The following is a 22,256-nucleotide window of genomic DNA, read 5'->3' as shown; positions in this document are numbered from 1 at the left end:
AAATACAGGCTGGGTATTTGGTAACCTGAGGAAAAATATTAGTACGGGCGCAACCACAAAAGCATATGAAATTGGTGACAATTCCAATTACACACCACTAACATTGGTTTTTTCTAATGTAAGCAGTGCCGGTGATCTCGTAGCTTTTACTACGCCAGGTGACCATCCCGCAATCAGTACTTCCACAATAAACCAGGCCAAAAGTGTAAACAGATACTGGACCCTGACTAACAGCGGGATAGCATTTACAAACTTTGCAGCGACCTTAAACTTCAAAGCAGCTGATATTGATGCCGGAGCTTCCGCTTCTGCTTTTAAAATAGGTGCTTATAATGGATCTGCATGGTCAGTACCAGCAGTGACCGCCGCTAATGCAACCAATACAACTGCAACTGGCATTACTACATTTGGAGATTTTGCCATAGGAGAAGTTTTTGTTGCAGGTACATCGACATCGATCAGTTATACATTATCACCTTATTGCACCTCTGCCGGTACACCCACAGTGACACTTACAGGAACTACCGGCGGTAATTTCTCTTCTACTCCTGGTCTTACTATTGATGCATCTACAGGGAATATTGATCTTTCCTCAAGTACTGCAGGAACATATACTGTAACTTATACAGTTGCCGCTTCCGGAACCTGCGGGATATATATTACATCAGCAAATATTACCGTAACAAAAGCACCCCTTGCCACGATATCATACATAGGGAGCCCTTACCTATCAACAACCGGAACAGCATCCGTAACTTCCTCAGGCACACAGGGCGGCATATATAGCTCTACGGCAGGATTATCAATCAATACAGCCACTGGCGATGTCAATTTAGGTGCAAGCACAGATGGATCTTATGTCGTTACTTATACGATAGCCGCAGCAGGAGGCTGCTCAATTTATACAACGACAACCAATATAACCGTATACACCTACAAAACCTGGGATGGTGGTGCCGGCACCAATAATTGGGGTGACGCAAATAACTGGAGCCCTGATGGGGTTCCCATTGCTTCGGATAATATAAACCTTACAGGTGCTAATGTAATTAATGTTGATGTAATTAATGCGGCAGCAAATAATCTTGTCCTTAACAATGCGGGACTAGTATTAACAATAAATCAAGGCAACTCACTGGCTATAAACGGAAGTCTTTCCATAACAGCAGGTACAATGAGTACAGTTACCGGACTTACCGGAGCAATAACTGTAGCAAACAATATCACAGTAGCTGCCGCAGGATCATTAACTATAAATACGACTTTGAGAACAGGTGGCAGCGTCACCAATACTGGTGTTCTTACTGCGACAAACGGAACCATAGAAATGAATGGCAGTACAGCTCAGGCTATACCTGCTTCTGCTTTTACCGGAAACACCATTAAAAACCTTACAGTTAATAATTCCGCCGGAGTAAATTTAAACGGTTCTTTGAATATCATCAGTGGTATTGTGCTAGCAGCAAATGGACAACTGAACTCCGGCGGTTACCTGACTCTCCTTTCTACTGCGCTACAGACCGCACTGATCGATGGCAGTGGCACTGGAAGTGTGACCGGAAATTTAACCATGCAACGTTATCTGGCTGCAGGTTTTGGTTATAAATACTTCAGCTCTCCTTTCCAGGATGCCACAGTAAATGCCTTTTCAAGCACTGTTGATCTGGTTGCAACCTTTCCTAATTTCTATACTTACATAGAGAACAAAGTTAGTTCGGGCTGGACAGCCTACACAACTTCCTCGAACCCGCTGAATCCTTTACAGGGCTATGCTGCCGATTTTGGATCAACAACAGCACAAAAACTGGTCAGTATCACTGGAACAGCCAGTAATGGTTCTCTTACTACAACATTATACAATACTAATCAACCGTTTACTTTAGGGTTCAACCTGATAGGAAACCCCTACCCATCTCCTATTGACTGGACTGCCGCTACTACCTGCTGGATAAAAACAAATATAGATAATGCCATATATTTTTTCGACTCCGGCACAACCAGTCAGTACACAGGCTCCTATTGCAGCTATATCAATGGAGTCTCCAGTGATGGTATTGCAAATAATATTATTGCATCTATGCAGGGTTTCTTTGTGCATGTAAGTAATGGCGCTTATCCTGTGACAGCAACCCTTTCGGTTAATAATGCAGTCAGGGTCAACAACCTGAATCCGGTTTTCCATAAATCTTCCGATTTAAAAACTTTAACCGGAAAACCACGTATACTGCTGAGATTAAGTGCAGGCTTTTCTGATCTTCCAGATTCTTCTGATCCACTGGTTATTTACACCCAGGATGATGCTGCTCCTGTGTTTGACAATAAACTGGATGCCATTAAGCTGATGAATACCAATGATCAGGTTCCAAATCTATATTCTATAGGCAGTGATGCGACCAAATTGGCAATTAACGCACTACCTGCAATAGATATAAATACAGTAATCCCCACTGGTATTGCAGACAGACAAAAATGGTGTCATCAATTTTAACATGAGAAATATTGAAAACTTGCCGGCAGATTTACAAGCATATCTGCATGATGATAAAAATGGTACCGACCAGATGCTGCAAGAAAACACGAAAATTGGCCTTTCTCTAAATTCAGGTAATTATGAAAACCGTTTTTCATTACGTTTTGGCCCAGCCAGAACAATAGTTACCCCTATTTCAAGCACTGATATTTTTCAGGTCTACACAGCCGACAGGGCAATCATGGTCAAAATAGCACTGGAAAAAGAACAGCAGGGAGATCTGATTATAACAAATATGATTGGACAAGTGCTCTCACGTCAAAAGGCTAATGGAAACGGGACTTATGAAATAAACATTAGTGCGGCAGGCGCTGTGTATGTTGTAAGCTTCATCACTTCCAGCAGCGTTCACTCAAAGAAAATATTTTTCAACAATCAATAAAAACGATACTAAAAATCAAAATAAACAGACCGTATAGAGAGAGATATTTTCGTTCAATAAAAGGTAAAAATAAATAAACAAAATGCGTTAGTTTAACATTAAATGAGGTATATTTAATATACAACAAATGACATTCAATCATTTAATAATAAGCTTCATATAATTACAACCACCTAATTGAGATCAGCTTATGGATTTTCGGAATAATATTTACAAAAACATCTTTCAACTCAGCCCGCAACCCATGTGGGTCTATGATATGGAAACATTATTTTTTCTTGAAGTTAATGAAGCTGCTATAAAAGATTATGGTTATTCCAGAGAAGATTTCCTGAATATGAGCATTAAAGAAATCGGAAAGGAAAATAACTTCAAACATATCAAAAAGAATGGCGATGTTATTACAGTTGAGCTCAAGAACAGTGTATTTGAATCAAATGGAAGATTAACCGGATTGGTAATCGCAACAGATATAACGGAACAATTACAACGTCAGCAAGCAGCTGATAAATGTGAGGAGGATCTGCTGCTTAGTGAAACACGGTTCAAAGCGCTTGTACAGGGTGGATCTGATTTAACATCCGTAATTGATATGGAAGGCAAATACAAATTTCTTAGTGAAAGCTGCATCACACTTTTAGATATTCATCCGGATAAAATGATAGGCAAAACAGCTTATAATTTTATACATCTGGATGATCAGGAAAGAGTTATCAAGAATATGAACATGCTTCATGATGTACATCGCATTCAAATTGAACCTTTCCGCTTTTTGGATGGTCATAACGAATGGAAATGGTTAACTACTACAGCGACAAATATGCTTGAAAATCCAGCTATACTGGGTATCGTAACCAACTCAACTGATGTTACAGAGCTGGTCAATAAAAATAACGAACTCCGCATTAGCAACGAAAGATATAAACTCATGCTCAAAGCTGCAGATGAGGCGATATGTGACTGGGACATTGAGAATGATATTGTCGACTGGAGTCTGGGATTTCATGAGATCTTCGGATATGATCTGGGTATATACAATAATACATTGTGGTCAGATAATATTTATCCGGAAGATAGAGACAGAGCTTTAAAAGAACTAAATGATGCAGTGAAAAAACCCGGCAACAGAAGTCTTGCATTCTGAGTATCGCTTTCTTAAAGCAAACAGGGAAATTGCAATGATTCACTACCGGGGTATATTTCTTAGAGACGAAACAGGTAAGGCAACCAGGGCTATAGGTACCTACCGTGATATTACTGCCTATAAAAAGAATATTCTACAGGTTAAAAAACAAACTGAACAGCTGCAGGAAATAGCCTGGACACAATCACATAAAATCAGGGACTCTCTTGCCAAGATAATTGGTCTGGTGGATCTATTAAAAGAGGAAGAATTTATAACCGGATCCCAGCAAAATATCCTAAACTATTTAAGCAAATCAACCACGGATCTTGATGATGGTATCAGAGAAATTGTTAATAAAGCACAAAATTCAAATTTTGCCAAATTCAGTATGTAATACGTTCAATTAAAACATATAAGCCTATAAATAAAAAAACAAACCTTTTTAATTAAATTTTACCAGGAAAGAAATTTGATTACTTTAATTATATATTTTATTTTCAAACAATCACTCTGTATATAAGTAAACAAATATATTAAACAATATGACATAAGTATCCATAAATTTTAATTAACTTACATAAATAATAAACTAATATGAAAACCTTATTCACCTTCGCAATCGCGGCAATTGCGCTGTCACTTTCAGTGTCTGAAGCATCTGCCCAAGCTACCACAACAGCCAATGCATCAGCAACAATTGTAACCCCAATCAGTATATCAAAAGTTACTGACATGAGTTTTGGAAACGTTGCAGTTTCTGCAACAGCCGGAACGGTTGTTCTGACACCTGCGGGAACAAGGACTTCCACCGGCGGGGTAACTATTCCGGCAACAAGCGGAACCGTTACAGCAGCCTCATTTACAGTTTCGGGCTCAGGTTCTTACACCTATGCAATTACGCTTCCGTCTGCTGCACTTACCATTGCAAGTGGTGCCAACACTATGACTGTCAGCACATTCACAAGCACACCTTCAGTAACGGGAACATTAGCATCCGGATCACAAACACTTAATGTCGGAGCAACTTTAAACGTTACCGGCAGCCAGGTTGCGGGTGACTATACTTCTGCAACACCATTTAGTGTTACTGTAAACTACAACTAATAACTTAAGTAAACCTGAATGATATATCTTCATAAAACAGATGTACCGGAAAAAGTATTGTTAGCGAAAAAAGTGTTTTGCACTCTTTTCGCTATAACGCTTTTTAATTTAATCTCTATTTCGGCCGTTAATGCTCAGGGGAACCTGCTTGTTATGCCCAGGAGAATTTTATTTGAAGGCTCAAAAAAAACACAGGAACTCAACTTAGCCAACACAGGCAAAGACACCGCCAAATATGTAATTTCAGTTATCAATTACAGAATGAAGCAGGACGGGAATTTTGTACTCATCAATCAACAATTTCGGGTCAGTATTTTGCGGATAAGAACTTCAGGTTTTTCCCAAGAACTGTCCTTTTAGCGCCAAACGAGGCCCAGGTTGTTAAAGTTCAATTAACCGGAACAAACGACCTTAAACCAGGGGAATACCGTTCACATTTATATTTCAGGGCTATTAACAATGAGAAACCACTTGGTGAAAAAGATTTAGTTCCCGGAACGACCTCAATTACAGTGAAACTGATTGCTGTTTTTGGTATTTCAGTTCCTGTTATTGTCAGAATTGGAGAGAATACGACACAAACTCAGCTAAAGGAATTAAATCTGGTTATCAAGCCAAATGAAAACCCTGCGTTAAACATGAATATTTATCGAAGCGGCAATATGTCTGTTTACGGAGATCTGAAAGTATACTACATTTCGGCCAGCGGTGTTAAGACGCAGGTTGGACTGGTTAATGGTTTAGCCGTCTACACGCCAAATAACATTCGTCAATTCCAGATCAATCTGGATAGTCATCCTGAAATCAATTATCATACGGGCAAATTACAAGTTATTTATAGCGCCCAGGATGATGCCAAATCAGCAAAATTCGCAGAGAGCGAGTTACTGTTAAAGTAATCAGATGAAAATGAGAAATATGGTGATCCTCAGGTATAAACTGATAAATCAAACTCTTATTTTGTTTCTCACCTTTCTTAGTTTGACACTCAGCGCACAGGAAAAGCCTCCCCGTCCGCTTGCTATCTTTGTCAACCCCGCACAGGGACTAAATTTCGGGGCATTTGTTCAGGGAAACTCCGGAGGATCAGTCATCATTTATCCGAATGGTTCAAGATCAGTTACCGGTACTGTTATTCAGGCAAATCTTGGCTATTCATTTTCACCCGCAATTTTTGAGATTGATGCAGAACCTGGAACATTGGTTACGATTAGTAACGGACCAGATGTTAACCTGACCGGCAGCAACGGGGGCTCAATGGTTTTACACGTTGGAGCCGCGAGCCTTAACTCACCCTTTATTATTTCAAGCACTCCTCCAAGCCGCCGTACGTTGTTAACTATTGGCGGAACTTTGACCGTTGGCAATCCGATTGCTAACCCTCCCGGCCTTTACAATGGTACTTTCTCTGTGACTTTCATACAGCAATAGCATACCCAAAACAAATAAACTAAATTTTATCATGTTTCAGCTCAAGATGAAGTCAAATCAATATTTGCCAGCCTCCATAAAGGCGATCATTTTGACTATGCTTGTACTTTTTTCCGCTGCAGCACCCTGCTTGTCACAGGAGAAAACGGATGACGAAGAAGTTTCTGTTTTTCTAAACATGCAACGGATCGGGTCGCTGGAGCTCACCTCTGTAGTACGCGGCCAAGCCATTTATCTGCCCGTTACCGACGTTTTTAATTTCCTCAAAATTGTCAATGTAATCAATTCAACAAGGGATACAGTCAGTGGTTTTTTCATCAACCTGCCTGATAAATACCTGATAGATCAAAAAAATAACCGGATCTGGTCTCATCAGAAATCATTGAATTAAACCCCGGAGATCTTATAAAAACAAGCGACAATCTATATCTCAAGTCAGATTACTTCGGTAAAGTTTTTGGATTGTATAGTGTCTTTAGCTTCCGCAATTTATCTGTTGTGATGCAAACTGCTCTTGAATTGCCAATTATAAGGGAAATGAGACAATTAGAAATGCGTAATAATTTAAGTCATCTGAAAGGAGATGTTCAGGCTGACACCTTGATTAAAAGGAGTTATCCGGCATTTCACTTTGGTACAGCAGACTGGTCTGTCATTAGTACCCAGGATCAGCAATTAGGCACCAATACCCGTGTAGTATTAGGCCTGGGAGGCATTATTGCCGGTGGAGAGACTAATGTTTCATTAAATTATGATAGCAAAGAACGTCTGCAGGAAAGAAACCAATACTACTTATGGCGTTTAGCTAATAATGACAATCCATTGTTAAGACAAATTATGGCGGGAAAAATCTATGGACAATCCATCTCCTCAATTTATTCTCCTATTGTAGGTGTACAAATTACCAATACCCCTACCTCATACCGGCGTTCATTTGGCAGCTATACTATCAGCAATACAACACAGCCAAACTGGACGGTTGAATTATATGTAAACAATACACTGGTAAACTATGTTCGTGCTGATGCTTCAGGCTATTACACTTTCGAAGTACCCCTGGTTTATGGAAATTCTGCCGTTAAACTAAGGTTCTATGGCCCCAACGGAGAAGAACGTTCAAGCGAACAAAACATAAGCATCCCTTTTAATTTTCTACCTAAAGATGAATTTGAATACACTGCCAGTGCTGGTATAGTTGAAGATGGCAACAGAAGCAAATTTTCACGGATCAGTGCCAATTATGGCTTAACCAGGAGTATTACAATTGGAGGAGGTACTGAATACCTTTCTTCTGTTACTTCTGGTACTACAATGCCTTTTATTAATTCATCAGCAAGGTTGTTCAAAAATCTGTTATTATCTGGCGAATATACTTATGGTGTACGTACGAAAGGTATATTAACTTACAGACTTCCATCAGGATTACAGTTTGAACTCAATGATACCTGGTATGCAAAAGGGCAAACAGCAATAAACAATACATTTTCAGAGGAGCGAAGAGCAATTATATCAACACCCTTTCGCGGAAAATTCTTTTCTGCATATACCCGCTTAACAATCAATCAGATAATTTTACCTGTTACAAAATACACAACAACAGAGTGGCTGGTATCTGGAGTAGCCTGGAATATTAATGCCAGCGTTAATACCTATGCCCTATTTTCGGCCCTAAACCCAACTTACATTAACAGCACTTTTTCTATTTCGGCACTGATTTTGAAAAGTTATCGCTTTACTCAACAAGCCCAGTACGAGTATAGTAGCAGCCGGTTTATCGGATATAAGGAACTAGTTGAGCACAGATTATTAAAAAGAGGTTTTTTGACACTATCCTATGAGAAAAACATAGCCAGCAAGATTGAAAATTTTGAACTAGGTCTTCGTTTTGACTTTTCGTTTGCCCAAACAGGAATGGTTGCACGAAGAAGCAATAATTCAACTATGCTATTACAATTTGCAAATGGCAGTCTGACTTATGATAAAAAGACTAAATACCTGGATTTCAAAAACACACCTAGTGTAGGTAAAGGTGGAATTACACTGATTGCGTATCTTGACCTTAATAATAACAACTTAAAAGATCCTGATGAACCGCGTGCAGCGGGGCTGAAACTACGTAGTAACAATAGTGGCAGAGTTGTTTTGAACACTAAAGATACTACGCTTCGTATCACAGATCTGGAGCCTTATGTAAACTATATGGTGGAGCTTGACACTTTAAGTTTCGAAAATGTATCCTGGAGATTAAGTAAGCGCAACCTGAGTATTGTTATTGATCCCAATAAGATTAAAACTGTCGAGCTTGCCGTTCATGTTTTGGGCGAAATATCAGGGAGAGTAAAGATTAAGATAGATGATAAGCTTAAGGGTCAGTCAGTCACGCGTTCTGGTTTGTTTTTATGACAAAACAAAACAGGTGGGTCGTACGATAACAGAACCGGATGGTTATTTTAGCTATTTAGGCCTACATCCAGGCACATATACCGCCAGGCTAGACACCTTACAATTGAACAAGTTGAATCTAACCTATAGTCCTGAAGGTATTCCTTTTATTATTAAAAAAAGTATAGATGGGGCAGTTGTAAGCGGATTAGAATTTGTCATCAGCCCTGTCCCGACTCCATTAAATCTTAAAACTGATACTACTTCAGCTATACAACATAATCCTGCAATTGATTACGGTAAGAACAATACCAATCGCAGAGAAAATTACACCAATGAAGCTGTCATCGCTGATAGCCAGAAAAATATGACCAGAAATGGTATTACTGTACAGGCAGCACATTTTCAATATAAGAGTGCCCAAAAAGCACAAAAAATATTACTCAAATACAATTACAAAACAATAATACTTCCTGCTGATTACACCAGGCACTTCAATATTTATATTGTTGAAATTAAGGATATTGAAACTGCCAGATCCATAATTAATTCAATTAAAAAAATCGGCTTCCCGGATGCTTTCATCGTTCCATGATCAAAATCAGCAGCTTGAATGAGCTATCTCACAGTACTAAAATTAAATAGTAATGAGAATCTCATTGTATTGGCCAAAGGGCTCTTTTGCGCATTAGCTAAAATATAAGCAAAATCCAATGTGAATACATTATAAGTTACACCGCCGCCTAACGTCACATATCTTCTGTTTCCCTTATCAGGGTTTTCATACAAATAACCAGCCCGGAGTGCAAACTGCTTATTATAGAGATACTCCACTCCTGTCGAAATACTAATTTCCTGCAACTCTTCTTTAAACCCACCAGGCGCATCTGAAAAGGAATTCAAGATCCCGCGCAATACTGATTTATCAGAACTTTCACCAGAAATTATATTACCCGCATTATCATAAACAGGCTCAGTAGGAACCAATAATTTGTTGAAATCGACTGCGGCGGTAAATTCACTATATTCATCTATAATCAATGTTGCAGCCATACCCAACTTTAAATTTGTTGGCAGAAAGTAATTAACTTTTCCATTGGCATACCCCATCTTAGTACCTATATTAGAAATATTCCCACCCGCAGAAATGATTGCATCTTTTTGAAACAACGTTGTTTGTCTGGAAAAATACCCCGAAACATCCATTGACACTGCAGATGCCGCCCTTGTATCCTGCCCAGTGGCAAACTGCCCGGAAGACAAATTAGACCGGATATATCTGACTGCTGTGCCCAGAGAAAAGGATTCGCCAAATTTCCTGGCAAACGTAAAATCTGCAGCCAATTCATTTGGATTATAAATAGCTGATTGTTGAGGATCTGCGTCAATCAAATCTACATCACCCAGTCTAAAATATCTCAATGAAGCACCTAATACATTTCTTTTGTCTATCCTGTAATAACCACTTAAATAGGATAAGCTCAAATCAGGGACTAAGTTTTTTAACCAGGGACTATAAGACACAGAAAAGCCATACTTCCCATCAATAAAAGCTAGTTTTGAAGGATTTAGATTTGTCGAATTAGCATCCGGAGCCGTTGCTGCACCAACATCCCCCATCCCGGCAGACCTTGCGTCTGGAGTAATCAGCAAAAAAGGAACAGCAGTGGTCAGATTGCTAACTGCACTCCCATTAGTTAGTGTTCCGGATTGCTGACCAGAGGCAAAACGGTTGTTACAACATAGCATAAAAATGGATAATGCCACAACTTTAAGCGATGCCTGATTCATATTAGATTAATATCACTTAAGTTAAACATTTAATTATTAATAAAAGAAGTTGAAATTTATTTAAAGTCGCGCAAGAAAATCATATTTCAGGAATACAAAAAAAATGCATTATTGGCATATTTAGTACTATAAACGGAAAGTAATTTAGTGTCTTTAAATAAAAAAATACACCTATCTATATTATACTATCACCGAAAGAAGTTCACATCGGCGTCAGGAAATAACCGAGAAAATTAATTTCACATTAAGTAATTTAAATAAACAACAGAGATTGAATCCTTAGACAGAATTGTCATATTAATTCTTTTTTTTCTATAATTCTTCTTTTAAACTACGGTGAAATATTAGCTGTTTTTCTCGCTCTAAACTGCAAGCGCAGGAAATAAATTATATGCAATATGAAAAACCTGTTGAAATATTTAATTCTGATCAATTTCACGGGCACAAAACACGTTTAAAGACTATAAATCAAATAGTCAGGAAGTATACTCTTATTTGTATTAAATCCAGATAAAAGTATATTTGCCGGAAATCAACACACATGAAGCTTAAACTTTTACCATTATTATTTACCCTATCCCTTTTCTTATCACCCTTTTTAGTGCACGCTCAAAGCAGTCAGGGCGTATTGATTGGAAAAGTAACAGACAGCCTCCATCAAAAGATCAGCTACGCCACTATACAGCTTAAAAAACTCAATATCAAGACCTCTTCAGACAAAGCTGGTCAGTTTCAACTTAAGGGAATACCTTCTGGAAGCTACAGCCTTCGTATCTCCATGACAGGGTATGAAATCAGTGAAACACAGATATTACTAAAAGCAAATGATACCTTAAAAGTTGAATTTATATTAAAGGATAAGAACTCAGATTTAAATGAAGTCATTGTTTCAGCGAGCAGAAAAGCAGAATCACTTGCTCAAACACCGTCTTCTGTAACCATACTAACTGCAAAAGATATTGGTACGCAATCGGTTATCAGCCCAAATCTAGCCAACATACTAGCTTATAGCGTACCTGGCCTGGGTGCTTCTACCAATCAAACGGGTAATTCTGGTCAGACCCTTCGTGGAAGAGGTGTATTGGTATTAATTGATGGTGTCCCTCAATCCACTCCACTGAGAGCCGGTGGCCGTGATATTCGCAGCATAGACCCTTCGGTAATTGAAAGAGTTGAAATCATCAAAGGTGCAACTGCTATTTATGGTAATGGAGCTGAAGGAGGATTAATCAATTACATCACTAAAAAGCCTGGTACAGGCAAAGTAATGGGCGGTTATTCGCAAATAGGCTTAACCGGAAATACCAAAGGCGACAGTACAATCGGTTACCGTGTGGTACAGCAATTTTATGGTAAAAGTGGTAAAGTAGATTATGTGGTAAGCGGTACTTATGAAAAAAAAACCGGTGTATTCAGAGATGCTAAAAATCAGGTGATTTCTCCTGACTATGGCTTGGGTGAAACTAAAACATACAATGCATTCGCTAAAGTCGGCTATGATTTTTCTCCTAAACAAAGATTAGAACTGATGTACAATTATTTCAGCTCCAGACAACATTCCGATTATGTTTTGAAAAGTGGAATTTACGGACAAGAACCTGCAATCGGGGTTCATGGTATACGTAAAGGAGAAGATGAGGGGACTCGCTACAACCACAATGCAAACCTGCAATACACAAATAAGCAGATATTTGGACAGACAGATTTACAAGCAAACGTATATATACAGGATTTCTATACCATTTATTCTAATGTAGCTTCTTTCTACGAAGGTGGTCAATCGGCCATTACTTCTGTTAAAAAAGGTGCAAGAGTAAACCTGAACACTCCCCTTCCTGTTTCAGAAAACCTGTTGATGCAATTTAATTACGGCCTTGACCTGATGAATGATAAGACTTCTCAAAGCCTTGTTGACGGCCGCGTTTGGGTACCAGATATGAACATGGTGAATGTTGCCCCTTATTTACAAACTACAGCGAATATTTTTAAAAACCTGACCATAAAAGGTGGGTTAAGAATTGAGAATATTAACATTAAAGTAGATGATTTTAATACCCTTGCCACAGGTGCCAACAATGCTGGAAGTGTTGCAGTTAAAGGAGGAACACTTAATTATAATGCCCTGGTTTTCAATATAGGCGCAAGATATTCTGCAAGCAGGTTATTCAATCCTTTTATAAGTTATGCACAGTCTTTTTCAGTATTTGAATTAGGCAGAGTGCTGCGTGCCGCTAAAAGTAATACGCTGGAACAACTGCAGACCAAACCTATTATTGTAAATAATTATGAGGCTGGTTTTAGCAGTTCTCTGGGACCGGTAAATCTTAGTGCAGCTTACTATATCAGTACCTCAAAATTAGGAGCAAATTTGTTAGAGGTAAACGGGGTATATATATCTCAACGGATTCCAGAACGCGTTTGGGGCTATGAGTTCCAATTAGATTATGCAGTTATGGATAAACTATCAGTAGGTGGAAACTATGCTTATGTAGAAGGCAAAGGAGATGTTGATGATGATGGAAAATTCAATGGCGAAACAGATGTTTATTTAAACACAACTCGTATTCCGCCTTCTAAAGCTACAATTTACCTGAAATATTCTGGGATTAAAAATCTATCAATTGATGTGAACTGGATGAGAATAGGAAACAGGGATCGTTTTAAACCAGATGCTAAAGGAAAGTATTTGATTGGAGAAGGCCCGGTAAAAGCTATAACTTGTTTAACCTGGCCACAGTCTATCAGGCATCAAAAGCATTAAGATTAAGTTTGGGACTGGAAAACTTATTGAACACAGCTTATTATCCAAGTATTTCTCAGTTCTATGGAAACAATACCGTTTACGCAAGAGGAAATGGACGTAGATTTAATCTTGCAGCTGGTTATTCATTCTAATGAAAAGAAATAAGAAATTCAAGCAAGCAGCCCGGTTTATCCATTTATGGCTCGGACTATTTACAGGGGTCATCATTGTGATCATCAGTATTACGGGCTGCCTGTATGTTTTTGAGAAAGAAATTAGAGATTACCTGCAAAAGGACTATGCTTTTGTTCCAGCCAGCAAGCAACCGCAGGCCAGCTTAGCTGTACTTTTGCAGGACTTTGAAAAGATTGCTCCAACTCAAAAAATTACAAGTATTAAAATTAATCATACTGCATTAAATGCAACTGTCAGTTTTACAACTAATAAACATCTTATTTACTATCTGAACCCTTATAATGGAAATTTGGTAAAAAAGACAAGACCAGATTTTTTAGTTACGGTTGAGGAAATTCACACCTCTTTACTTTTAGGAGAAACTGGCAAATTTATCATCCGGTGGTCAGTTGTGATTTTTGTGCTCATGCTGATATCTGGTTTGATTTTATGGTTTCCGGGACAGATGAGATTAATTAAGCAAGCATTTACTATTAAATGGAAGAGTTCATTTAAGCGGGTAAATTACGATTTCCACAATGTACTCGGATTTTATGCATCAGCGATTTTGTTGGTTAGCGCTCTTTCGGGTCTCTATTTTGGTTTTAAGGAGGTCCGGACAACTGTCAGTTTTTTAAGTGGCTCAAAATTGTCTGAAGGAAGAAAAGCAGAACCTGCTGAACAGTCAATTATCGCTGAGACAATACCTGAGAGGTATGAGCGGATGTATAGAAAAGCGATTGTTCAATATCCAGGTGCTGATCTGACAACTTTATCTATTCGTAAAGATGGCAATATCAGGCTTCGCTTAAATTACCCATCGGACTGGGAACGGAAACGAAATACATTTTTTTATAATGCTGAGAATGGACAGTTGATCCGCTCTAAACTTTATAAGGATTTTAACCGGGCAGATATCATCGAGGCCACTAATTATGATTTGCATACCGGCCAACTTTTTGGGCTATTTGGCAAAATTATAGCCACTATAGTAAGTTTTATTGCAGCAAGCCTACCGATTACCGGTTTTATCATCTGGTTGAAAAAGAGGAAAAAGCGATGATAACAAAGAAAATATAGTTGCAGTAACACCCATTTTTTCTAATTTTATTCAGATAAATTGCATTGCATTAATTCAAGAATCATGGATAGAAGAAAAATGTTAGGCTCAATGGCCTTACTCAGTTTAACGACTGCATTACCTTTTAAACCACTTTTAGCAGCAACTACAGTTAACTATAAAGACAGTAGTCCTGATGAACCAATGGCCTATAAAAGATTTCCACTTGGAGAAATTGAAATTACCATTGTTAGTGATGGGTACTTAGAAATGAAACCTGTTCAACCAAGTTTTGCACCCGGCATTACGCCAGAATTGGTAGTCAATATTTTAAAAGACAATTTTCGCCCTTTAGATTACGTACCCCTTGGCATGCAGATTATGCTGATCCGCAAAGAGAATCAGCTTATTATGATTGATAGTGGCATAGGAAAAAGTGCTTCTACTGCCGGCTTATTGACTCAGGCATTATCCTCGGCGGGCTTTAAAAATTCGGATGTAACAGCTATTGTATTAACTCATGCACATCTTGACCATATCGGTGGTTTGGTAAACGAAACCGGAACATTAGCCTTTCCCAATGCAGAATTGCATATGGCACAAAAAGAATTTGATTTCTGGACTCAGGACAAGCCCGATTTCTCCAAAAGTATTTTAAAAGACAGTCCTGATTTTTTAGCTGGTTTCATCGTCAATGTCAAAAAAAAAAAAACATTAGCTATTGCAAAGCCTAAATTGCAACTCTTTTAAACAGGGACAAACAATATTAAATTGTATAAAATTAATCGCAGCACCAGGCCATACACCTGGACTTACGTTAATGAATGTATTTTCGGGCAAAGAAGAATTAATACATATTGCTGATCTGATCCATTCAGATGTATTGCAATTTCCTAATCCAGAATGGGGTTTTTCGGGTGATACAGATCTATTAATGGCTTCTAAAACTCGCAGGGCTATTCTAACTCAGTTAGCGGCAAATAAAACTCATACCTTAGCATATCATTTGCCATGGCCGGGCTTAGGCCATGTGCGTAAAAAAGATAATGGCTTTGAATGGGTACCCGATGTATTCTTAACACCATTAAGATAATTATAAATTATTTAAGTTATGGATAACCAATCATTTTTATGCAGCACTTGCGGAGTAGAATATCCTCCTAATGCAAAACCTCCTGAGCATTGTAAAATATGTGAAGACAGCCGTCAGTATGTAAATCCAAAGGGCCAAAGCTGGACACCCTGGCGCAGGTTGTCAAATCGCATAAGAATATTATTGAGAAGATCTCACCAGAAATTTATGCCATTTATACAACACCGTCTTTCGCTATCGGTCAAAGAGCACATCTGTTAATTACACCCCATGGTAATGTCCTTTGGGACTGTATTGCCAATCTGGATGAAACAACTATTGACCTTGTCAATAAACTAGGAGGCATTGATGTTATTGCGATCTCACATCCACACTATTACTCCACAGTCGCACAGTGGAGCAAGTCTTTCGGTGATGTTCCGGTATACATTCACGAAAGGGACAAACAATGGCTGGGAAGGACAGATTTCAACCTGATCTTATGGAATGAACAGCAGCTAAAAATCAAAAAAGATATCACATTGATCAATTGCAGAGGACATTTTGGCGGAGCAGCTGTATTACACTATCAAGACCTTTTAATGGTAGGTGATGTGATACAAATATGCCCTGATTTAAAATCTGTTTCTGTGATGTATAGCTACCCTAATTATATCCCTCTTAAAAAGAAAGATGTCCTTTATATTCAGCAGTCATTACACGGATTTAATTACTGCAGAATGTACGGGGCATTTGGACATTATCTCACCAAAGATGCTAAGACTATTATGCATTTGTCTATGGAAAGATATTTGAAAATTTATAAATGATAAAACAATGAAATCCCTTATTCTTGCCATTAATTACTTTATTTCTCTATCTGACGAAGATGAAAATCTTATAACTAAACTATTTACCAGAATACATTTACCACAGGATGGTTATTTCCTGCAGGAAGGTAATGTCTGCAGGCATGTAGCCTTTATTGATCAGGGCCTGGTCCGATATTTTATTAATAATGATGGTAATGAAAGGACTATGTATTTTAATAAGGAAAATGAGTTTGTAAGTAATTATCAAAGTTTTCTTTCCAAAACAGTGTCTCATGTAAGTATACAGGCATTAGAGCCTACAACGCTTTATACAATTAGCTATGAAAACCTGCAACGGTTATATTCAGAGATCAAAGAAGGTGAAAGATTCGGAAGGCTTGCTGTTGAAGAGATTTATTTGGCAGCTATGCATCAGCTAAATTCCTTGTATACAGACACGCCAACTAATAGATATCAGTATTTCTTAACTGCTTTCCGGGAATTAACACAAAGGATTCCTCAGTATTATATTGCTTCTTATGTAGGTATCAAACCTCAATCCCTATCCCGTATCAGGAAAAGAATTTCTACCGGACATTAATTAACCTGGGTGAACGAAATCAATTTTTCATCTAAAGATCTTTGATAAATATTTAACATAAACAAAGATATATCTGCTTTGGTTAAAAAATGTACGGATCACTGCATATATATTTACGGCAGCCATCATTATTCCGATTACAGATTGTTTGGTAATCCTGTCCGCGAACGGCCCCGGTGACACACTCCATCTGTGGATTCATGGTGGAACAGCAATTTATGGAGTGCTGATCAGTATTTTGTTGTTCAGAGAAATGTGTTTGACCTGAAGATTGAACATTAGTCAAAACATTCCTTTTTTTTGCGTGTTAAAATTATAGTGTAAATACATTATAATTTTAACACACATGAATAATCAGCATCCTAAGGATCTTTATAGAATTATTACTTCAGTTATCTTATATTCATTCGGACTGATTATTCTGCTTTGGTTTCTCTATCAGATAGTCAGTGTATTTATACTTTTCATCTTCGCGATAGTGCTTGGCCTGATCATTAATCAGCCAGTCAGCACCCTGGAGAAAAAAGGAATGAAGCGTTGGCTGGCTGCATTGATCATTTTAGGAACTATTTTTATTGCATCTGCTTTATTGGGATTTTTGATAGTACCACATATCAGTGAGCAGATAGATACGTTAGTAGGAAATCTGCCGGGTTATTTTGAAAGTATTTCTAACCACATTTCTCATATTCTGAAGAGATACCCTGAACTGAATAAAGAATTTCAGGACGATGGAATGTCAATTTCAGCCGCAGTTCCCTCGCTGGGGAAAACTGTTTTAGGATTAGGAAGTATCTCTTTTACAGTAATTGGCGGGATATTCCTGTTTATTGTTTTCGTGTCTATGATTATATTTTTCGTAGGAAATCCAAGACCTGTAATCAAGATGTATCTTTCTGTCTTTGATCCAGAAAAACGTCCGAAAGCAGAAAGAGCTTTGCAACATACCTCAGTGATGCTAGGTGGATGGATGAAATCCAATCTGATCGGGGGTATCGTTCAGGCGGTTCTGGTTTACACTTTTCTAACCATTATGAATGTTCCGGGAGCATTGGTCTGGGCTGCACTGGCTTTTTTCTCAGAACTAATTCCAAAAATAGGTTTTTACATCATGGCTATTCCCCCCACCCTTGTTGCTTTATCAATAAGTCCGGCTACAGCATTTTGGTGTCTTGTGTTTTTTCTATTGCTCAATGAACTCATTTCAGATTTTGTAATGCCTAAACTGAGATCCACAACGATGAATATTCACACGGTGTCTTTACTTTTTCTATTGCTGGCGATGACCACTGCATTTGGTTTATTGGGTGCGTTGCTTGCCGCTCCAATGGCAGCAATTATCAAAGCATATTATGAAGAGTTTTATCTAAAGAGATTCCCGGAAGATCCGGATATGGAACAAAGAATTGATAATATATTGTATCAGCAATAAGATTTTTGATAAGTTTACAAATGCACAATGCGAAAGCTACACCTCTTTTTAACTTTCTTAAACTGTTCAGAGATATCCCTGAACAGGATGAAGACATCATTAGTCAAAACATACAATTTCGCAAAGTAACTGAGGGCGAAATCTTATTACAGGAAGGTAAATTAGCAAAAGAGTTATTCTTTGTTTGTAACGGGATATTGAAAATCGTTTCTATCAGTGAAAAAGGGAATCCTGTAACACTGTTCTTTTTAAAAGAGCACAGATTTTGTACTATTTTAAAAAGTCTGAGCAATGGTGTTCCTGCAAATGAGAGTATCGTCGTGGCTGCCTGTGAGGTAGAATTAATTGTGTTTCCGAAAGACAGGTTACTTCATTTATATACTATTATCCCCTATTTCAAAGATCTTATCGGCCGTATTATCCAGCAAGGCTTGCTGGACAAAATACAAGTGCGCAATTCTTATATGGGCGAAGATGCGACAACACGATATCAAAAATTCATCGCCCAGCAACCTGACATCGCCCTAAGAGTTCCATTAAGTGATGTCGCTTATTATCTGGGCATCACTCAGCAATCCCTGAGCAGAATAAGGAAAAATATCAGGTAGAAAATTGCTTTTTACCATTTGGTAAATCCCCTCTGTAATAGCCACATTACCTTTGTTTCCATAAATATTGAAATTTAAAATAATGGAACAGATCGTAACAAACAATGAGGTTTTACATGGAAAAAAAATTGTCATTATAGGTGGAACTTCAGGCATTGGCCTGGCTACTGCGAAAGCTGCCGCTTCAAAAGACGCAACAATAATAGTTCTTTCGAGCAATCAGGATCGAATCAATAAAGCTTTAAGCGAATTACCCGAAAACACGATTGGTTATGCAATTGATGTTACTGATGAAACACAAGTGAAAAATGTATTTGAGAAAATAGGCTTTTTTGATCATCTCATATTTACTGCAGGTGAAAATCTTCAGCTTGGAGATCTTAAGGACACGCAGCTGGAAAATGCACGTAAGTTTTTTGATGTCCGGTATTGGGGTGCTTTTACTGCTGTAAAATATGCTTCATCATATATTAATCCAAAAGGTTCAATTGTATTGACAAGTGGTATAGCAAGTAATCGTCCTGGCAAAGGCTGGTCACTGGGTGCAAGTATTTGTTCAGCCATGGAAGGTTTTACCAGAGCAATGGCCATTGATCTAGCGCCCATAAGAATAAATATAGTTTCTCCTGGTGTGGTAAAAACAGATTTGTGGTCTGGTATGTCATCAGATCGAAGAGAAGAAATGTATAGTCAGATTGAAAATTCATTACCTGTAAAAAAGGTTTGGTAATGCCGATGATATAGCTAAAACTTATCTGTATTTGATGGAACAGGAATATGGAACAGGACAGACTATAATTGTTGATGGAGGTGCTTCTTTGGTGTAGAATCAAATATTACACGCATGAGTTTACACCCATCTCAGGCACAACATAAAAAAAGGCCGGATAAAATCCAATTGGATTATGCGGCCTTTAATATTAAACTATGCTGGTTTTTAAGCCGCAGGAACGATTTTGAAAAACGAAGCCTGAGTCATTGTAGAAACCAAAGTACGAGTTGCTGCATAAGCAGTAGCTCTGATACCATAAACTTTACCAGCTGCTAAATTCAGCTTGGAAAGCTTAAGTAAAATAGCTCCGCTATAAACCTCGGTATTTGGATAATTAGTATCCTGTAATACATAACTTATAGAATGATTAATCACTGCAGGAAACGTAGCTGTAGCAGGAACATAAGTTAAATCATAACCTGACCATGTAGGAAAAGTTACACAGTACTAACAACCGCATTTCCGTCCAGTACTTCTATTAAAAATTTCCCTACAGGTACTTTTGCCGTTGCACCAAAATTCAATTGCAACGTAGTAGCCAAACTAAAAGGACTGCTTTGCTGATAGCCTAAACTGCTCAATTGCAGATTAGGTAACGCTAAGTGGGCTATTCGTAGTGTTAAACTGTTTGATACCCCAGTTTTTGCTTAATAGGTCAGGCAAATTGATTACAACAGCACTTAACTGCAAAGTATGTTTTGTATTACCACTTTTGATATAAAAGTCCTGCAGGATGTTTGCATCAATACAGTTATACCATGGAGAGAATGCTGCATTTCTCATACGCGTTGCATTGATATCTTTAGTATAGATTGCTTCAAATGTAGCAGCAAAACCATTACCTAAGTTTTTCTCAATAGCTACATCAGCTCTGAATACCTGAGGGAATTTATAGTTTTTATCAATTACAACTTTTGAATTTTGGATAGGTGTTCCTGCAGTTTTGCAGGAATAAGCTTGCATATTCTGAAGAATCAGCTTTTAGAGTAATATTCTTCAACTGCTCTGCCGTTGCAACTCCACATTAGAATTACAACAAGAGAGAGTTCCTAATACGACAATAAATTTAATTTAAAAAACATATCACATCAAATTTTCTATTGATTACCAAGCCAATTGGCTACGTTATCCAGGAATTGTTTCTGCTGATCTACAAAGAGATAGTGTGAGGCTTTATCAAGATATCTGAAATTATCCTTACCAATTAATATTCCCAGATTTTTGATTTGTAGCGGCGAAAAGATCCCATCCTGCTTACCATATAAAGCATATATTTTTGTTGAGCCATTTTTCAACTCATTCAATAATGGGCTAACGTCAATGTTTTTCCGCTGCTCATTTTGATAGAAAATTGCCGGGGCTTTTCTATTTCTTACATCGTTTTTGCTAAAATTGCTGGATTCATATCCTTTACGAATCACTTTAGCTTCTTCATCTGGTTCCGGAAACTTCGAAGAATCCATTTTCACCTGCAATGTCAAAACACTCTTTCCTATAATTTGCAGTGTTTTTATCAAGATTTGCAATCTGAGACACCCTTTTTAATTGATTAGTATCACCTCTTTGAGTGTAGCTTTTTTTTACTTCATTGAGTATATGGTTGTATGTTTGTTGCTGAGAGATCAAAGCACTGGTCAGTACAATAGCATTAATATTCTGCGGATATTTTTCGGCGTATTGAATCGTTACTAAGCCCCCAAAGCTGAAACCGATTAAACTAGCCTTTTTTAAGCCATATTCCTTATAAATACGATTTAAATCATTAAAAGCCTCTTCGTAAGTTAATTTAGCATCGGGATCTGAAGACCTGCCCTCACCCCTTCTATCATAAACAATAACGTAAAATCCTTTGTCCGCAAGTTTTTGAGCAGTAGTACCTTCAAACAGTACTGAGTTTCCAGCTGGCCCCCCATGAATAAATATGATAGGTGGCTTTTTTTTTTCACCAAGCTTTAGAATAGATTACTTGTGCATAGCTATTTATGGAGATCATCAGAAAACAGAAAGTCACGATGAATTTGGAAGAGTTGTTCATTAATCAGGATTCAATTTCAAACGAAGATACATTGCCTTTACAATCCATCAAAACTATACACAATTAAAAAACTACAGGAAAGCTCCTGGCTGGCTGCAGTTTGAACTATAACCAAGTTTTTACAAAATAGGAAATCCCATAACCTTATATTTTGAGTACCTTATGAATAAGCTATAATATTTTAGCAAGAACAACGAATCA

26 protein-coding genes are annotated in these 22,256 nt (G+C 37.9%); 20 read left to right on the top strand and 6 right to left on the bottom strand.

The window, feature by feature from the left end:
* The first annotated feature begins 103 nt into the window (after nt 1–103).
* The 10 genes from ACWYN3_RS06960 (at nt 104) to ACWYN3_RS06915 (ending at nt 9,550) form a co-directional block, all read left to right on the top strand.
* A complete protein-coding gene (locus ACWYN3_RS06960) occupies nt 104–2,488 on the top strand; it encodes a hypothetical protein (protein WP_456220477.1) in 2,385 nt (794 codons plus the stop codon).
* Between the two features lies 1 nt (nt 2,489).
* Complete coding sequence (locus ACWYN3_RS06955) at nt 2,490–2,912, top strand: T9SS type A sorting domain-containing protein (RefSeq protein WP_456220476.1); 423 nt, start codon at nt 2,490–2,492, stop codon at nt 2,910–2,912.
* A gap of 190 nt (nt 2,913–3,102) precedes the next feature.
* Complete coding sequence (locus tag ACWYN3_RS06950) at nt 3,103–4,056, top strand: PAS domain-containing protein (RefSeq protein WP_456220475.1); 954 nt, start codon at nt 3,103–3,105, stop codon at nt 4,054–4,056.
* A 34-nt stretch (nt 4,057–4,090) separates the two neighbouring features.
* Entirely contained in the window at nt 4,091–4,432 is a 342-nt protein-coding gene (locus ACWYN3_RS06945) for a hypothetical protein (protein ID WP_456220474.1), read from the top strand.
* 200 nt (nt 4,433–4,632) lie between these two features.
* A complete protein-coding gene (locus ACWYN3_RS06940; protein ID WP_456220473.1) occupies nt 4,633–5,142 on the top strand; it encodes a DUF4402 domain-containing protein in 510 nt (169 codons plus the stop codon).
* 512 nt (nt 5,143–5,654) lie between these two features.
* Nucleotides 5,655–6,041, top strand: a complete 387-nt coding sequence (locus ACWYN3_RS06935) for a hypothetical protein (protein WP_456220472.1) — start codon at nt 5,655–5,657, stop codon at nt 6,039–6,041.
* 82 nt (nt 6,042–6,123) lie between these two features.
* Nucleotides 6,124–6,573 (top strand): DUF4402 domain-containing protein, encoded by a 450-nt coding sequence (locus ACWYN3_RS06930; RefSeq protein WP_456220471.1) that lies wholly within the window; start codon nt 6,124–6,126, stop codon nt 6,571–6,573.
* Between the two features lie 46 nt (nt 6,574–6,619).
* A complete protein-coding gene (locus ACWYN3_RS06925) occupies nt 6,620–6,964 on the top strand; it encodes a hypothetical protein (RefSeq protein WP_456220470.1) in 345 nt (114 codons plus the stop codon).
* Nucleotides 6,965–7,074: 110 nt separating this feature from the next.
* The gene (locus ACWYN3_RS06920; protein ID WP_456220469.1) at nt 7,075–8,976 is read left to right on the top strand and encodes a hypothetical protein; all 1,902 of its coding nucleotides are present in this window, start codon (nt 7,075–7,077) and stop codon (nt 8,974–8,976) included.
* Between the two features lie 13 nt (nt 8,977–8,989).
* On the top strand, nt 8,990–9,550 hold the full coding sequence (locus ACWYN3_RS06915) for a hypothetical protein (RefSeq protein WP_456220468.1): 561 nt from the start codon (nt 8,990–8,992) through the stop codon (nt 9,548–9,550).
* 23 nt (nt 9,551–9,573) lie between these two features.
* Here the strand turns inward: ACWYN3_RS06915 and porV are convergent, their stop codons facing one another.
* Nucleotides 9,574–10,746 carry a type IX secretion system outer membrane channel protein PorV gene (gene porV, locus ACWYN3_RS06910; protein ID WP_456220467.1) on the bottom strand — a complete coding sequence of 391 codons (1,173 nt, stop codon included), beginning with the start codon at nt 10,744–10,746 and terminating at the stop codon, nt 9,574–9,576.
* 541 nt (nt 10,747–11,287) lie between these two features.
* Here porV and ACWYN3_RS06905 point away from each other — a divergent pair.
* The 10 genes from ACWYN3_RS06905 (at nt 11,288) to ACWYN3_RS06860 (ending at nt 19,978) form a co-directional block, all read left to right on the top strand.
* Complete coding sequence (locus ACWYN3_RS06905) at nt 11,288–13,507, top strand: TonB-dependent receptor (protein ID WP_456220466.1); 2,220 nt, start codon at nt 11,288–11,290, stop codon at nt 13,505–13,507.
* A complete protein-coding gene (locus ACWYN3_RS06900) occupies nt 13,465–13,641 on the top strand; it encodes a hypothetical protein (RefSeq protein WP_456220465.1) in 177 nt (58 codons plus the stop codon). Before ACWYN3_RS06905 ends, ACWYN3_RS06900 begins: the two co-directional genes overlap by 43 nt.
* Complete coding sequence (locus tag ACWYN3_RS06895; RefSeq protein ID WP_456220464.1) at nt 13,641–14,726, top strand: PepSY-associated TM helix domain-containing protein; 1,086 nt, start codon at nt 13,641–13,643, stop codon at nt 14,724–14,726. The genes ACWYN3_RS06900 and ACWYN3_RS06895 overlap by 1 nt, the downstream gene beginning before the upstream one ends.
* Nucleotides 14,727–14,807: 81 nt before the next feature.
* Complete coding sequence (locus ACWYN3_RS06890) at nt 14,808–15,473, top strand: MBL fold metallo-hydrolase (protein ID WP_456220463.1); 666 nt, start codon at nt 14,808–14,810, stop codon at nt 15,471–15,473.
* Nucleotides 15,474–15,543: 70 nt separating this feature from the next.
* Nucleotides 15,544–15,816: a hypothetical protein gene (locus ACWYN3_RS06885; RefSeq protein WP_456220462.1), complete on the top strand. Its 273-nt coding sequence runs from the start codon at nt 15,544–15,546 to the stop codon at nt 15,814–15,816.
* A gap of 521 nt (nt 15,817–16,337) precedes the next feature.
* A complete protein-coding gene (locus tag ACWYN3_RS06880; RefSeq protein WP_456220461.1) occupies nt 16,338–16,625 on the top strand; it encodes a hypothetical protein in 288 nt (95 codons plus the stop codon).
* Nucleotides 16,626–16,632: 7 nt separating this feature from the next.
* The gene (locus tag ACWYN3_RS06875) at nt 16,633–17,208 is read left to right on the top strand and encodes a Crp/Fnr family transcriptional regulator (RefSeq protein WP_456220460.1); all 576 of its coding nucleotides are present in this window, start codon (nt 16,633–16,635) and stop codon (nt 17,206–17,208) included.
* A gap of 346 nt (nt 17,209–17,554) precedes the next feature.
* On the top strand, nt 17,555–18,640 hold the full coding sequence (locus ACWYN3_RS06870) for an AI-2E family transporter (protein ID WP_456220459.1): 1,086 nt from the start codon (nt 17,555–17,557) through the stop codon (nt 18,638–18,640).
* Nucleotides 18,641–18,645: 5 nt separating this feature from the next.
* On the top strand, nt 18,646–19,248 hold the full coding sequence (locus ACWYN3_RS06865) for a Crp/Fnr family transcriptional regulator (protein ID WP_456220458.1): 603 nt from the start codon (nt 18,646–18,648) through the stop codon (nt 19,246–19,248).
* 82 nt (nt 19,249–19,330) lie between these two features.
* Complete coding sequence (locus ACWYN3_RS06860) at nt 19,331–19,978, top strand: SDR family NAD(P)-dependent oxidoreductase (RefSeq protein WP_456220457.1); 648 nt, start codon at nt 19,331–19,333, stop codon at nt 19,976–19,978.
* A 207-nt stretch (nt 19,979–20,185) separates the two neighbouring features.
* On the opposite strand, the gene ACWYN3_RS06855 is transcribed toward ACWYN3_RS06860, so the two are convergent.
* From ACWYN3_RS06855 to ACWYN3_RS06835, 5 genes are all read right to left on the bottom strand, one after another.
* Nucleotides 20,186–20,395: a hypothetical protein gene (locus ACWYN3_RS06855; RefSeq protein ID WP_456220456.1), complete on the bottom strand. Its 210-nt coding sequence runs from the start codon at nt 20,393–20,395 to the stop codon at nt 20,186–20,188.
* A 62-nt stretch (nt 20,396–20,457) separates the two neighbouring features.
* On the bottom strand, nt 20,458–20,601 hold the full coding sequence (locus tag ACWYN3_RS06850) for a hypothetical protein (protein WP_456220455.1): 144 nt from the start codon (nt 20,599–20,601) through the stop codon (nt 20,458–20,460).
* Nucleotides 20,602–20,608: 7 nt separating this feature from the next.
* Complete coding sequence (locus ACWYN3_RS06845; RefSeq protein WP_456220454.1) at nt 20,609–20,983, bottom strand: hypothetical protein; 375 nt, start codon at nt 20,981–20,983, stop codon at nt 20,609–20,611.
* A 134-nt stretch (nt 20,984–21,117) separates the two neighbouring features.
* Nucleotides 21,118–21,483 carry a hypothetical protein gene (locus tag ACWYN3_RS06840; RefSeq protein ID WP_456220453.1) on the bottom strand — a complete coding sequence of 122 codons (366 nt, stop codon included), beginning with the start codon at nt 21,481–21,483 and terminating at the stop codon, nt 21,118–21,120.
* Nucleotides 21,452–21,907, bottom strand: a complete 456-nt coding sequence (locus ACWYN3_RS06835; RefSeq protein ID WP_456222917.1) for an alpha/beta fold hydrolase — start codon at nt 21,905–21,907, stop codon at nt 21,452–21,454. The genes ACWYN3_RS06840 and ACWYN3_RS06835 overlap by 32 nt, the downstream gene beginning before the upstream one ends.
* Nucleotides 21,908–22,256 lie beyond the last annotated feature (349 nt).

It is taken from the genome of Pedobacter sp. NJ-S-72, from assembly GCF_053890575.1.
Note: the sequence above shows the minus strand (reverse complement) of the source record. Positions and strands in the feature narration are given on the sequence as shown.